The 14,169-nt window shown below is 57.3% G+C and carries 14 protein-coding genes; 1 reads left to right on the forward strand and 13 read right to left on the reverse strand.

Annotated features, from left to right (window positions below; all coding sequences use genetic code 11):
* Nucleotides 1-30: 30 nt before the first annotated feature.
* From rpsC to rpsL, 12 genes are all read right to left on the reverse strand, one after another.
* Nucleotides 31-762 carry a 30S ribosomal protein S3 gene (gene rpsC / locus HWX89_RS19855; RefSeq protein WP_138790875.1) on the reverse strand — a complete coding sequence of 244 codons (732 nt, stop codon included), beginning with the start codon at nt 760-762 and terminating at the stop codon, nt 31-33.
* Nucleotides 762-1,151, reverse strand: a complete 390-nt coding sequence (gene rplV / locus HWX89_RS19860) for a 50S ribosomal protein L22 (protein ID WP_065113658.1) — start codon at nt 1,149-1,151, stop codon at nt 762-764. The genes rpsC and rplV overlap by 1 nt, the downstream gene beginning before the upstream one ends.
* 2 nt (nt 1,152-1,153) lie before the next feature.
* A complete protein-coding gene (gene rpsS / locus HWX89_RS19865) occupies nt 1,154-1,432 on the reverse strand; it encodes a 30S ribosomal protein S19 (RefSeq protein ID WP_075627127.1) in 279 nt (92 codons plus the stop codon).
* Nucleotides 1,433-1,447: 15 nt separating this feature from the next.
* Nucleotides 1,448-2,284: a 50S ribosomal protein L2 gene (gene rplB, locus HWX89_RS19870; RefSeq protein ID WP_138790876.1), complete on the reverse strand. Its 837-nt coding sequence runs from the start codon at nt 2,282-2,284 to the stop codon at nt 1,448-1,450.
* 43 nt (nt 2,285-2,327) lie between these two features.
* The gene (locus HWX89_RS19875) at nt 2,328-2,621 is read right to left on the reverse strand and encodes a 50S ribosomal protein L23 (RefSeq protein WP_063948592.1); all 294 of its coding nucleotides are present in this window, start codon (nt 2,619-2,621) and stop codon (nt 2,328-2,330) included.
* Entirely contained in the window at nt 2,618-3,238 is a 621-nt protein-coding gene (gene rplD / locus HWX89_RS19880) for a 50S ribosomal protein L4 (protein ID WP_138790877.1), read from the reverse strand. The genes HWX89_RS19875 and rplD overlap by 4 nt, the downstream gene beginning before the upstream one ends.
* A gap of 13 nt (nt 3,239-3,251) precedes the next feature.
* On the reverse strand, nt 3,252-3,893 hold the full coding sequence (gene rplC / locus HWX89_RS19885; RefSeq protein WP_138790878.1) for a 50S ribosomal protein L3: 642 nt from the start codon (nt 3,891-3,893) through the stop codon (nt 3,252-3,254).
* 168 nt (nt 3,894-4,061) lie between these two features.
* Nucleotides 4,062-4,370: a 30S ribosomal protein S10 gene (gene rpsJ, locus HWX89_RS19890; RefSeq protein ID WP_003507767.1), complete on the reverse strand. Its 309-nt coding sequence runs from the start codon at nt 4,368-4,370 to the stop codon at nt 4,062-4,064.
* 314 nt (nt 4,371-4,684) lie between these two features.
* On the reverse strand, nt 4,685-5,860 hold the full coding sequence (gene tuf / locus HWX89_RS19895) for an elongation factor Tu (RefSeq protein ID WP_138790879.1): 1,176 nt from the start codon (nt 5,858-5,860) through the stop codon (nt 4,685-4,687).
* 66 nt (nt 5,861-5,926) lie between these two features.
* A complete protein-coding gene (fusA, locus tag HWX89_RS19900) occupies nt 5,927-8,026 on the reverse strand; it encodes an elongation factor G (protein ID WP_138790880.1) in 2,100 nt (699 codons plus the stop codon).
* 33 nt (nt 8,027-8,059) lie between these two features.
* On the reverse strand, nt 8,060-8,530 hold the full coding sequence (gene rpsG / locus HWX89_RS19905; RefSeq protein WP_138790881.1) for a 30S ribosomal protein S7: 471 nt from the start codon (nt 8,528-8,530) through the stop codon (nt 8,060-8,062).
* Nucleotides 8,531-8,607: 77 nt separating this feature from the next.
* Nucleotides 8,608-8,979 (reverse strand): 30S ribosomal protein S12, encoded by a 372-nt coding sequence (gene rpsL, locus HWX89_RS19910; RefSeq protein ID WP_003507760.1) that lies wholly within the window; start codon nt 8,977-8,979, stop codon nt 8,608-8,610.
* Between the two features lie 530 nt (nt 8,980-9,509).
* Here rpsL and HWX89_RS19915 point away from each other — a divergent pair.
* On the forward strand, nt 9,510-9,803 hold the full coding sequence (locus tag HWX89_RS19915; protein ID WP_138790882.1) for a transcriptional regulator: 294 nt from the start codon (nt 9,510-9,512) through the stop codon (nt 9,801-9,803).
* Between the two features lie 153 nt (nt 9,804-9,956).
* Here the strand turns inward: HWX89_RS19915 and rpoC are convergent, their stop codons facing one another.
* Complete coding sequence (gene rpoC, locus HWX89_RS19920; RefSeq protein WP_138790883.1) at nt 9,957-14,165, reverse strand: DNA-directed RNA polymerase subunit beta'; 4,209 nt, start codon at nt 14,163-14,165, stop codon at nt 9,957-9,959.
* Between the last annotated feature and the right edge of the window lie 4 nt (nt 14,166-14,169).

Below are 14,169 nucleotides of genomic sequence, written 5' to 3' on the forward strand. Positions count from 1 at the left end.
TTCTCCGAGCTTATCTTTCGCCAGCGTTTATCAAGCGTTTTCGCGACGACGATCGGAACGATCGCCACGCTCGCGGCTTGCCGGACCCTGGGCATCGCCTTCGAGCGCACGACGCTCGGAAGCCATCGGATCGTGCTCAAGGATTTCGCCCTTGAAGATCCAGACCTTGATGCCGCAGATACCGAATGCGGTTTCGGCTTCAGCCGTACCGTAGTCGATGTCCGCACGCAGCGTGTGGAGCGGAACGCGGCCTTCGCGGTACCATTCGGTACGAGCGATTTCGGCACCACCGAGACGACCACCGCAGGTGATCTTGATGCCTTCGGCGCCAAGACGCATTGCGGACTGAACAGCACGCTTCATCGCACGGCGGAAAGCCACGCGGCGTTCGAGCTGCTGGGCGATCGACTGTGCAACGAGGGTTGCGTCGACTTCCGGCTTACGCACTTCAACGATGTTGAGGTGCGTTTCGGAGTTGGTCATCTCGGAAAGCTTCTTGCGAAGCTTTTCGATGTCTGCACCCTTCTTGCCGATGATCAGACCCGGACGAGCCGAGTGAATGGTCACGCGGCACTTCTTGTGCGGGCGCTCGATGACGACCTTGGCAATACCAGACTGCTTGAGTTCCTTGACCAGGTAAGCCCGGATAGCAAGGTCTTCGTGCAGCAGCTTGCCGTATTCAGCGGTGTCAGCGTACCAGCGGCTGTCCCAGGTACGGTTGATGCCGAGGCGGAAGCCGATTGGATTGATTTTCTGACCCATTATGCGGCCTCCCCTTTTTCCTCGACTTCACGAACAACGATCGTGAGGTGAGAGAACGGCTTTTCAATGCGGGATGCACGACCACGGCCACGAGCGTGGAAACGCTTCATGGTGATGGACTTGCCAACATAAGCCTCGGCGACGACGAGAGCGTCGACGTCGAGATCATGGTTGTTTTCCGCATTGGCAATTGCAGATTCGAGCGTCTTCTTGACGGTGCCTGCAATGCGCTTGCGGGAGAATTCGAGCTCAGCGAGAGCGCGATCAACCTTCTTGCCACGGATAAGAGCGGCAACCAGGTTCAGTTTCTGGGGGCTGACGCGAAGCGTACGGGCAACGGCCTGAGCCTCGTTGTCCTTCAGCCGGCGTTCGGTCTTAGCCTTCGCCATGATTACTTCCTCTTTGCCTTCTTGTCCGCGCCGTGACCGTAATAGGTACGGGTCGGAGAGAATTCACCGAACTTGTGGCCGACCATGTCTTCGTTGACAGAGACGGGCACATGCTTGCTGCCGTTGTATACGCCGAAAGTCAGACCGACGAACTGCGGCAGGATCGTGGAGCGACGGCTCCAGATCTTGATTACTTCGTTACGTCCGCCTTCGCGCACCTTCTCAGCTTTCTTGAGAAGATAGCCGTCAACAAACGGACCTTTCCATACTGAACGAGCCATTAGTGACTTCCTCTCTTACTTCTTACGCTGATGGCGCGAGCGCATGATGAACTTGTCGGTCGACTTGTTCGAACGGGTGCGCTTGCCCTTCGTGGGCTTACCCCACGGAGTCACCGGGTGACGACCACCCGACGTGCGACCTTCACCACCACCGTGCGGGTGGTCGACCGGGTTCATGACGACGCCGCGAACATGCGGACGCTTGCCGCGCCAACGAGAACGACCGGCCTTGCCGTCGTTGATGTTGCCGTGATCGGCGTTCGAAACAGCACCGATCGATGCGAGGCAGGAGCCGTGCACCAGACGCTGTTCGCCAGAGTTGAGACGCAGGATCGCCATACCGGCGTCGCGACCAACGAGCTGAACGTACGTGCCGGCGGAGCGAGCGATCTGACCGCCCTTGCCTGGCTTCATCTCGACGTTGTGGATGATCGAACCGACCGGGATGTACTGAAGCGGCATGGTGTTGCCTGGCTTCACGTCCACTGCCTTGTCGGAGGCGATCACCTTGTCACCAGCAGCAAGACGCTGTGGCGCGAGAATGTAAGCCTGTTCGCCGTCTGCGTACGTAACCAGCGCGATGAACGCGGTGCGGTTAGGGTCGTATTCCAGACGTTCAACGGTGCCTTCAACGTCGAACTTACGACGCTTGAAGTCTACCAGACGGTAGGTCCGCTTGTGACCGCCACCCTGGAACCGGACGGTGATCCGGCCCTGGTTGTTACGGCCACCCTTGGAGCTGAGGCCCTCGGTAAGAGCCTTTACCGGCTTGCCCTTGTAGAGCGAAGCGCGGTCCACGATAACCAGCTGGCGCTGGCTTGGCGTGGTCGGATTGAAACTTTTCAATGCCATTTTATTGTTCCCTTTTGGGTCTTTGCCCGCTTGGGCCTAACCTTTAGAGTCCGGTGGACACGTCGATGGATTGACCTTCGGCGAGCGTAACGACGGCTTTCTTGACGTCCTTAAGCTTACCGGCGAACCCACGGAAACGACGGGTCTTACCCTTGCGGATAAGCGTGTTCACAGCCGTGACTTTGACGCCGAAGAGAGCTTCAACAGCAGCCTTGATTTCAGGCTTAGAAGCGTCCTTGGCGACATTGAATACGACCTGGTTCTGTTCGGATACCAGCGTCGACTTTTCCGTGATCGAAGGAGATACGATCACATCGTAGTGGCGAAGATCCGTCATTTGAACCGCTCCTCCAGAGCCTCTACAGCAGCCTTGGAAAGCACCAGCTTGCCACGGCGCAGGATGTCGTAAACATTGATGCCCTGTACCGGCAGAACGTCCACATTCGGGATGTTCTGAGCTGCGAGCTTGAAGTTGCCATCAAGTTCTGCGCCGCCGATAACGAGAGCGTTGGTCAGGCCAAGCGTAGCGAAGCTGCCGAGCAGGGCCTTGGTCTTTGCTTCAGATGCAACGAGCTGATCGATGATGATCAGTTCTTCTGCCTTCAGCTTTGCAGACAGGGCGTGACGCAGAGCAAGCGCACGAACCTTCTTCGGAAGGTCATGAGCGTGGCTACGAACGACCGGGCCGTGGGCCTTGCCGCCGCCGCGGAACTGCGGAGCGCGAGCCGAATGGTGACGAGCGCGGCCCGTACCCTTCTGCTTGTACATCTTCGCACCGGTGCGGGAAACTTCTGCACGGGTCTTGGACTTGTGGGTTCCCTGCTGCTTCTTAGCAAGCTGCCAGCGAACCATACGGGCCAGAATGTCCTGGCGTGGGTCGAGGCCGAAAATCTCGTCCGACAGGGAAACCTTGCCGGCGTCTTTTCCCTCGAGGGTTTTGACGTTCAATTCCATTGATAAGGCTCCCTTACTTCGCAGCCGACTTGACGGCGTCGCGGACGATGATCCAGGAACCCTTGGAACCGGGAACTGCACCCTTTACGAGGATGAGACCACGGTCTTCGTCGGTGGAAACGACTTCGAGGTTCTGGGTCGTAACGCGCGTCTGGCCCATGTGACCAGCCATGCGCTTGCCCTTCCAGACGCGGCCCGGATCCTGGTTGGAACCGGTCGAACCGTGTGCACGGTGCGAGATCGAGTTACCGTGCGAAGCGCGGCCACCACCGAAGTTGTGGCGCTTCATCGCACCGGCGAAACCCTTACCGATCGTCGTACCAGTGACGTCGACCAGCTGGCCGGCCTGAAAATGATTTGCGGTCAGTGATGCACCGATGTCGATCAGGTTCTCGGGGGAAACCCGGAACTCGACGAGCTTTGCTTTCGGCTCAACGTTGGCAGCAGCGAAATGGCCGCGGAGCGCCTTCGTTGTATTTTTGACCTTGGACTGGCCTGCACCGAGCTGAACTGCGGTATAGCCATTCTTGTCTTCCGTGCGCTGGGCAACGACTTGTACGTTATCCAGACGCAGAACTGTTACGGGAATATGCTCACCAGCGTCGTTATAGACGCGGGTCATTCCCACTTTCTGTGCAATCACACCTGAACGCATTGGTTCATCCTCTTGCGAGCCTTGAAGGGAAAACCCTCTCTGGCCTTTGTTAAGGAGTTCCCTTCGACATCTCACGACGTTTCCGGTCTCCGGTTTGGAAGCCGTTGGATTGCTCCACGTACCTTCCTTGTTATTTCGGCCCTCACTCGAGTGAGGTCAGGCCGGGTCTTAGAGCTTGATTTCCACGTCAACGCCAGCAGCGAGGTCGAGCTTCATCAAAGCATCAACAGTCTGCGGGGTGGGGTCAACGATATCGAGAAGACGCTTGTGCGTCCGCATTTCGAACTGTTCACGGCTCTTCTTATCAACGTGAGGAGAGCGGTTGACGGTAAACTTTTCGATGCGGGTTGGAAGCGGAACCGGGCCGCGAACGCTGGCGCCGGTGCGCTTTGCGGTCGACACGATTTCACGGGTAGAGGCATCGAGGATCCGGTGATCGAACGCCTTGAGGCGGATACGGATATTCTGGCCGTTCATTCGTCTTGTCCTTGTTCTTTGTTATTCGTTTCTGCACGCAGAAACACATGAACTTCTATTAATCGTGGCGCCGCAGATTTTCAAAAATCGAGAGGACTGCCCCAGGGGCCAGCCAATCATTTCGGTAGTCTGTATTGCTAAAATCACCGCGCTTCGCAATCGCTTGCGAATCCAGCGGTGAGTGTGAGTGCGCGTTTACGCGCTTTCACCGAATTTTTCAAGCACTAAAAGTGCTACGCCGTCACGCTTTTTACCAAAAGCCCGACGGCGGTGCTTATCGCACCGCCGTCGGCCAGTATTTTCAGATCGAGAAATTACTCGATGATCGAGGCAACGATGCCGGCGCCGACGGTACGGCCGCCTTCGCGGATAGCGAAGCGCAGCTTTTCTTCCATCGCGATCGGAACGATCAGCTCAACTTCAACCGTGACGTTGTCGCCAGGCATAACCATTTCCGTGCCTTCTGGAAGCGAAACGATACCGGTAACGTCAGTCGTACGGAAGTAGAACTGCGGACGGTAGTTCGTGAAGAACGGCGTATGACGGCCGCCTTCTTCCTTCGTCAGGATGTAGGCTTCAGCCATGAACTTCTTGTGCGGCTTGACAGAGCCCGGCTTGCACAGGATCTGACCACGCTCAACGCCATCACGCTGTACGCCGCGAACCAGTGCACCGATGTTGTCGCCAGCCTGGCCCTGATCGAGCAGCTTGCGGAACATTTCAACGCCGGTAACAGTCGTCTTCGACGTCGCGCGGATGCCGACGATCTCAACTTCTTCACCAACCTTGACGATACCACGCTCAACGCGGCCCGTAACAACCGTACCACGACCAGAGATCGAGAACACGTCTTCGATCGGCATCAGGAACGGCTGGTCGATCGGACGCTCAGGCGTCGGGATGTACGCGTCAACTTCGTCCATCAGCTTGCGGATTGCGTTCTCGCCGATTTCCTTGTTGGAATCTTCGAGAGCTGCAAGTGCAGAACCCTTGACGATCGGAATGTCGTCGCCCGGGAAGTCGTAGGACGACAGCAGTTCGCGAACTTCAAGCTCGACGAGCTCGAGAAGTTCTGCGTCGTCAACCTGGTCAACCTTGTTGAGGAACACAACGATCGCCGGAACGCCAACCTGACGAGCAAGCAGGATGTGCTCGCGGGTCTGCGGCATCGGGCCGTCAGCAGCCGAGCAAACCAGGATCGCGCCGTCCATCTGGGCAGCACCGGTGATCATGTTCTTCACGTAGTCGGCGTGGCCGGGGCAGTCAACGTGGGCGTAGTGACGGTTAGCCGTCTCGTACTCAACGTGCGCCGTCGAAATCGTGATACCACGAGCCTTTTCTTCAGGAGCTGCGTCGATCTGGTCGTACGCCTTGAACTCGCCGAAGAACTTCGTGATTGCTGCCGTCAGCGACGTCTTGCCATGGTCAACGTGACCGATCGTGCCAATGTTGACGTGCGGCTTATTGCGCTCAAACTTGCTCTTTGCCATTAGTGGCTCTCCATACTTATCCCTGAGGGGGAATAAACTTCAAATCTCGTTTGGGGAGTACCCCGGTCACTTCTGACCGGAGTACTTTGCCTGGATTTCAGCAGCAACGTTGCTTGGAACCGGCGAATAGTGATCGAACGTCATCGAGTACTGTGCACGACCCTGAGACATGGAACGCAGGTTGTCGACGTACTTGAACATGTTGGCCAGCGGAACGTGCGCGTTGATAACAACGGCAATACCACGGCTTTCCTGACCCTGGATCTGACCGCGACGCGAGTTCAGATCGCCGATCACGTCACCGACGTAATCTTCAGGGGTAACGACTTCAACCTTCATCATCGGCTCGAGAAGCTGTGCACCAGCCTTCTTTGCTGCTTCACGGAAGCAGGCACGCGATGCGATTTCGAACGCCAGAACCGACGAGTCGACATCGTGGAACGCGCCGTCGAACAGGGTTGCCTTGACGCCGAGCATCGGGAAGCCAGCCAGAGGACCGGAAGACAGAACGCTTTCGATACCCTTCTGAACGCCCGGGATGTATTCCTTCGGAACAGCACCACCAACGATCTTCGACTCGAACTTGAAGTCTTCGCCTTCTGGGTTCGGTTCGAACAGGATCTTCACGCGAGCGAACTGACCGGTACCACCGGACTGCTTCTTGTGCGTGTAGTCTTCTTCGTGCGCCTTGGTGATGGTTTCGCGGTAAGCGACCTGCGGAGCACCAACGGTAGCTTCAACCTTGAACTCGCGACGCATACGGTCAACGAGAATGTCGAGGTGAAGTTCGCCCATGCCGGCAATGATCGTCTGACCGGATTCATCGTCTGTCTTGACGCGGAACGAAGGATCTTCAGCAGCCAGGCGGTTAAGCGCGAGGCCCATCTTTTCCTGGTCGCCCTTGGTCTTCGGCTCGATAGCGATCTGGATGACCGGCTCAGGGAATTCCATGCGCTCGAGGATAACCGGCTTCAGCGGATCGCAGAGCGTATCGCCAGTGGTGGTTTCCTTGAGGCCGGCCAGAGCAACGATGTCGCCAGCGAAGGCTTCTTCGATGTCTTCACGCGAGTTGGAGTGCATCTGCAGCATGCGGCCGACGCGCTCGCGCTTGTCCTTGACCGTGTTGATGACAGACGTACCCTTTTCGAGCTTGCCTGAGTAGATACGTGCGAAGGTCAGCGAACCGACGAAGGGGTCGTTCATGATCTTGAACGCGAGCATGGAAAGCGGCTCGGAATCGTCAGCGTGACGCTCGATTTCGGCTTCCGTCTTGAAGTCGATACCCTTGATCGCCGGAATGTCCAGCGGAGAAGGCAGGTAGTCGACAACAGCGTCGAGAAGCGGCTGAACGCCCTTGTTCTTGAATGCGGTGCCGCAGAACATCGGGTGGAACTTCACGTCGATGGTACCGCGACGAACGAGTTCGCGAATCTTGTCGTTGTCCGGCATGTCGCCGTTCAGGTAGGCTTCCATCGCTTCTTCGTCGATCTCGACAACAGTCTCGATCAGCTTTTCGCGATATTCTTCAGCCTTGGCCTTCATGTCTTCCGGGATTTCAACGACATCCCACTGAGCGCCGAGCGATTCGTCGCGCCAGATGAGTGCGTTCATCTCGATCAGATCGATGACGCCCTTGAATTCAGATTCTGCACCGATCGGGAGCTGCATGACAACTGCAATAGCGCCGAGACGGGTCTTGATCATTTCTACCGAGCGGTAGAAATCAGCACCGGTCTTGTCCATCTTGTTGCAGAAGATCATACGCGGAACGTTGTACTTCTCAGCCTGACGCCAGACGGTTTCCGTCTGCGGCTCAACACCGGCGTTGGCGTCGAGAAGAGCGATCGCACCGTCGAGAACGCGCAGCGAACGTTCGACTTCAATCGTGAAGTCAACGTGGCCGGGGGTGTCGATGATGTTGAAACGGCGCATCTTGCCATCGCGACCCTTCCAGAAGGTCGTCGTAGCAGCGGAGGTGATGGTGATACCACGCTCCTGCTCCTGCTCCATCCAGTCCATCGTGGCTGCGCCATCGTGAACTTCGCCGATCTTGTGCGACTTACCGGTGTAATAAAGAATACGCTCGGTGGTCGTCGTCTTGCCGGCGTCGATATGCGCCATGATACCGAAATTGCGGTAGTCTTCGATTTTATATTCGCGAGCCATAAGGGACTGCCTTTCGATATTCGACCGGTGAGATTACCAGCGGTAATGCGAGAATGCGCGGTTGGCGTCAGCCATCTTGTGCGTGTCTTCGCGCTTCTTGACAGCGGAACCGCGGTTGTTCGCAGCGTCCATGAGTTCGCCGGAAAGGCGATCGACCATGGTCGTTTCGTTGCGCTTGCGCGCAGCAGCGATCAGCCAGCGGATAGCAAGAGCCTGGCGGCGCTCAGGACGAACGTCGACCGGAACCTGGTACGTTGCACCACCAACGCGGCGCGAACGGACTTCAACGTGCGGAGCAACGTTATCGAGCGCGGAGTGGAACACGCCAAGCGGCTCCTGCTTCGTCTTGCCCTGAACGACGTCGAACGCGCCGTAAACGATGCTTTCAGCAACGGACTTCTTGCCATGAAGCATGATGGCATTCATGAACTTGGTGACGACCAGATCGCCGAACTTCGGGTCCGGGTTGATCTCACGCTTTTCTGCACTATGGCGACGGGACATATTCTTTGTCTCTCAACTGTTATGGCGCTTTACCACGCGGAGAACCTCGCGCAGCGCCGGAATCTGTTTAAACCGAATTACTTCGGACGCTTCGCACCGTACTTCGAACGGCGCTGCTTGCGGTTCTTGACGCCCTGGGTATCGAGAACACCACGGATGATGTGGTAACGAACACCTGGCAAGTCCTTTACGCGGCCGCCGCGGATCATGACGACAGAGTGTTCCTGAAGGTTGTGACCTTCTCCAGGAATGTAGCCGATGACTTCGAAGCCGTTGGTGAGGCGGATCTTGGCAACCTTACGCAGAGCCGAGTTCGGCTTCTTCGGGGTCGTCGTGTAAACGCGGGTGCAAACGCCACGCTTCTGTGGGTTTTCCTGAAGAGCAGGAACCTTGTTGCGCTTTACCTGTGCCTGGCGAGGCTTGCGGATAAGCTGGTTTACGGTAGGCATATAACCATCCCTTGCAAAAACTACTTTAGCCACCCTTGCGGGTGGCGGTTATGCCGTTGCCGGCGACGAAGCACGCATATATCCTCATGCGCAAAACGTGGCCCGATCCGCTTTCACGGATGGACCACCAAGAGCAGAGGACAACCTCAAAGGTGTCGTGCGTGCAACATTCGTGTCTTCTACGTGCGATGAAGACCTGTTTGAGATGAACTTCAGGGAAAATATTCCCTGACGGCCAGCACAGACAGAGGCTCCGATGGCGGGCGTACTACTGTTTTAGCCAGCTTTCGTCAAGGGTGAATCCGCACATTGCCCTTTGGCATCGGGGCTTAACGCCAGCCATCAGGCCATTTCATCCCCGTTTTAACACATGTCGCCGCCGCTTGCTGTGAATTTCGCACGCGGCCTTTGGCTTTTCATAAAATCGGTCTATTGATTCCCCGTGCTCCGCTGGAAAAGCGGCAGCACGACAAGGGACCGATTCCCGATCGGTCGCACCATTTTACAACTTGAGATCAAGGAATCGCGTCATGAATACTTCTCCAGACAACGACAACGGACGCGATGAGCCCATGGTCTTCATCGTCATTGGCAAAGCCTACGAACAGGAAGGTTCCGAAGGGATCGACATCCATGTCATCCTGAAGGCTCCTGACGACGATACCGCCGTGCGCGAGACACTGAACGCGCTCTCCGAAGAAGGCTTCATCGAGGCTGACCTCGACCAGATCGGCATGCTGACCGAGATCCCGGACGAGGAGCCGCACGCCTCCGCCTATCAGGGCGCGCTGGAAGGCGAAGTTGCGATCATCCGCTTCGCGTGACCTTCCGCGGCGGCATCGCCGCAGCGATGACCGCTTGGCGCAACGCAAAGACCACTTGAGATCACCAGTCCAATAAAAAACGCCCGGATCGCTCCGGGCGTTTTTTGTATCTGAGATGACTAGGGCCTCTTTCGAGGCCCCCGCCCGGCTGCCTTATTCGGCTGCCGGAGCCTGATCGGTCATGTCCTGCAGCATCTGCGTCGCAGATCCTGCACCGGTACCCTTGCGGCGCTCCTCGAGAATGAGGTCGTCGCGCGAAGTCGCGATGCGGCGGATCTGCGTCATGGTGCCGCCGGTACCGGCCGGGATAAGGCGACCGACGATGACGTTTTCCTTGAGACCCTGCAACGTGTCCGTCTTGCCGGCGATCGCAGCTTCCGTGAGAACCTTTGTGGTCTCCTGGAACGATGCGGCCGAGATGAAGGACGGCGTCTGCAGCGATGCCTTGGTGATACCGAGAAGAACAGGATCGCCGTAAGCCGGCTTCTTGCCCTCTTCGATCAGACGATCGTTCATGTCGTCGAGCTCGATACGGTCGACATTGTCGCCAACGATGTACTGGCTGTCGCCAGCGTCGGTGATTTCCACCTTCTGCAGCATCTGGCGAACGATCACCTCGATGTGCTTGTCGTTGATGATAACGCCCTGCAGACGGTAGACTTCCTGGATTTCGTTCACGAGGTAGGAAGCGAGTGCTTCCACGCCCTTGATCGCCAGAATGTCGTGCGGCGCAGGATTGCCGTCGAGGATGTACTCACCCTTTTCGATGTAGTCGCCTTCCTGAAGATGGAAGGGCTTGCCCTTCGGGATCAGGTATTCAACGGCTTCAACACCGTCTTCAGCAGGCTCGATCATCACGCGGCGCTTGTTCTTGTAGTCGCGGCCGAGGCGGATCGTACCATCGATTTCAGCGATGATAGCGTGATCCTTCGGACGACGCGCTTCGAAGAGTTCGGCAACGCGCGGCAGACCACCGGTGATGTCCTTCGTCTTCGCGCTTTCGAGCGGCGAACGTGCAAGCACGTCACCCTGCGAAACCTTCGCACCCGGCTCGACCGACAGGATGGCGTCAACCGAGAGCTGGAAGCGGGCTTCACCACCACGGGAGAGCTTCGCAACAGCACCGGAAGCGTCCTTGATGACGATCGCAGGCTTGAGGTCCGAACCGCGCGGTGTCGAACGCCAGTCGATAACCTGACGCTTGGTGATACCGGTGGACTCGTCGGTCGCTTCCAGAACGGAAAGGCCGTCGACCAGGTCTTCGAAGTGAACAGTACCTTCCACTTCCGTCATCATTGGACGGGTGTAGGGGTCCCACTCTGCAAGACGCTGACCGCGCTTAACCTTGTCGCCGTCGTCAACGAAGATCTTCGAACCGTAGGCAACGCGCTGCGAGGAGCGCTCCTGACCACGCTCATCGAGAATGGTGACCGCCATGTTACGGCCCATTGCAATGAGGGTGCCTTCGGAGTTGCGCAGGATGTTGCGGTTCTTGATCGCAATCGTGCCCTCGTAAGAGGCTTCGAGGAATGACTGGTCAACAACGTTTGCCGTACCGCCAAGGTGGAAGGTACGCATGGTAAGCTGCGTGCCCGGTTCACCGATCGACTGTGCGGCGATAACGCCAACGGCTTCACCCATGTTGACAGGCGTACCACGTGCAAGGTCACGACCGTAGCAGACGCCGCAAACGCCAACCTGCACTTCGCAGGTCAGAGCCGAACGGATGCGAACGGACTGGATGCCCGCCTTCTCGATAACGGCCACATCGGCTTCATCGATAAGCGTACCCGCCTTGACGAGGTTTTCGCCGGAAACCGGATGATCGATATCGTCCAGAGCCGTACGGCCGAGGATACGTGCGCCAAGCGAAGCAACAACCTGACCAGCATCGACGATGGCAGTCATGGTGAGGCCCGTTTCGGTACCGCAATCCCTGGAGTTGACGATGCAGTCCTGTGCCACGTCGACGAGACGACGGGTCAGGTAACCGGAGTTCGCGGTCTTCAAGGCGGTGTCTGCCAGACCCTTACGGGCACCGTGAGTCGAGTTGAAGTACTCGTTAACGGTCAGGCCTTCCTTGAAGTTCGAGATGATCGGCGTCTCGATGATTTCACCCGACGGCTTGGCCATCAGGCCGCGCATACCGCCGAGCTGACGCATCTGGTTCGGAGAACCACGGGCACCCGAGTGGCTCATCATGTAGATGGCGTTCATCGGCTTCTGGCGACCGGTCTCGGCATCGAACTCGACAGCCTTAATACGGGCCATCATGTCTTCCGCGACCTTTTCGGTAGCCTTACCCCAGGCGTCAACGACCTTGTTGTACTTCTCGCCCTGAGTGATCAGGCCGTCGTTGTACTGCTGTTCGTATTCCTTCACCAGGGTTTCGGTATCACCGACGATCTTCGCCTTGGTTTCAGGAATGATCATGTCGTCCTTGCCGAACGAAATGCCGGCGCGGCAAGCATGAGCAAAACCGAGCTGCATGATACGGTCGCAGAAGATGACCGTGTCTTTCTGGCCGCAATGACGGTAGACCGTGTCGATCATCTTGGAGATGTTCTTCTTGGTCATTTCCTGGTTGCAGATGTCGAACGGAATGTTGCCGTTCTTCGGCAGCAGTTCGCCGATGATCATGCGACCTGGCGTCGTTTCGTAGATCTTCGAAACCGGGTTGCCGTCGAGATCGACAGACTTGAAGCGGCCGCGGATCTTGGCATGCAGCGTGACGACCTTGTTTTCCAGAGCATGGTGCAGTTCGCCCATGTCGGAGAAGGCCATGCCTTCGCCCGGCTCGTTCTGGTTCAGGATCGACAGGTAGTACAGGCCGAGAACCATGTCCTGCGAAGGAACGATGATCGGCTGACCGTTTGCCGGATGCAGAATGTTGTTGGTCGACATCATCAGCACGCGCGCTTCAAGCTGGGCTTCCAGCGAGAGCGGGACGTGAACAGCCATCTGGTCACCGTCGAAGTCGGCGTTGAAGGCCGTGCAGACGAGCGGGTGCAACTGGATTGCCTTGCCTTCGACCAGCGTGGGTTCGAAAGCCTGGATACCCAGACGGTGCAGCGTCGGTGCGCGGTTCAGAAGGACCGGATGCTCGCGGATAACCTCGTCGAGGATATCCCACACTTCCGGCTTTTCCTTTTCAACCAGCTTCTTGGCCTGCTTGACGGTCGAGGAGTAACCCTTCGCGTCGAGGCGGGCATAGATGAACGGCTTGAACAGCTCGAGCGCCATCTTCTTCGGCAGGCCGCACTGGTGCAGCTTCAGTTCCGGACCCGTCACGATAACCGAACGACCGGAATAGTCGACGCGCTTACCGAGAAGGTTCTGACGGAAGCGGCCCTGCTTGCCCTTGAGCATGTCGGAGAGCGACTTAAGCGGACGCTTGTTGGCACCCGTGATGACGCGACCGCGACGGCCGTTGTCAAACAGCGCGTCAACGGATTCCTGCAACATACGCTTTTCGTTGCGGATGATGATGCCAGGCGCGCGAAGCTCGATCAGACGCTTCAGACGGTTGTTACGGTTGATCACACGGCGGTACAGATCGTTCAGATCCGACGTCGCGAAACGGCCGCCGTCGAGCGGAACCAGCGGACGCAGGTCCGGAGGAATGACCGGAACGACCTTCATGATCATCCACTCGGGACGATTGCCCGATTCCATGAAGTTCTCGACGATCTTCAGGCGCTTCATCAGCTTCTTCTGCTTGAGGTCCGAGGTGGTCTCGGCAAGCTCGGAACGCAGATCGCCAGCGATCTTTTCGAGGTTCATCGACGCAAGCATTTCGTAGACAGCTTCAGCGCCGATCATGGCGGTGAACTGGTCTTCGCCGAACTCGTCAACGGCGATCATGTACTCTTCTTCAGACAGAAGCTGGTTCTGCTTGAGTGAGGTCAGGCCCGGTTCGGTGACGATGTAGTTTTCGAAATACAGAACGCGTTCGACATCCTTCAGCGTCATGTCGAGCAACGTCGAGATACGCGAAGGAAGCGACTTCAGGAACCAGATGTGGGCAACCGGCGCTGCGAGCTCGATATGGCCCATGCGCTCACGGCGAACGCGCGACAGCGTAACTTCAACGCCGCACTTTTCGCAGATGATGCCCTTGTACTTCATGCGCTTGTACTTGCCGCACAGGCACTCGTAGTCCTTGATCGGTCCGAAGATGCGTGCGCAGAACAAACCGTCACGTTCCGGCTTGAACGTACGGTAGTTGATGGTCTCCGGCTTTTTGATTTCGCCGTAGGACCAGGAGAGAATCTTCTCCGGGCTAGCGATCGAAATCCGAATGGAATCGAAATGCTGCGCGGGCATCTGAGGATTGAAAAGATTCATGACCTCTTGGTTCATGCCT

It is taken from the genome of Rhizobium sp. RM, assembly GCF_013390595.1.
In the GTDB taxonomy this organism is placed as follows: domain Bacteria; phylum Pseudomonadota; class Alphaproteobacteria; order Rhizobiales; family Rhizobiaceae; genus Agrobacterium.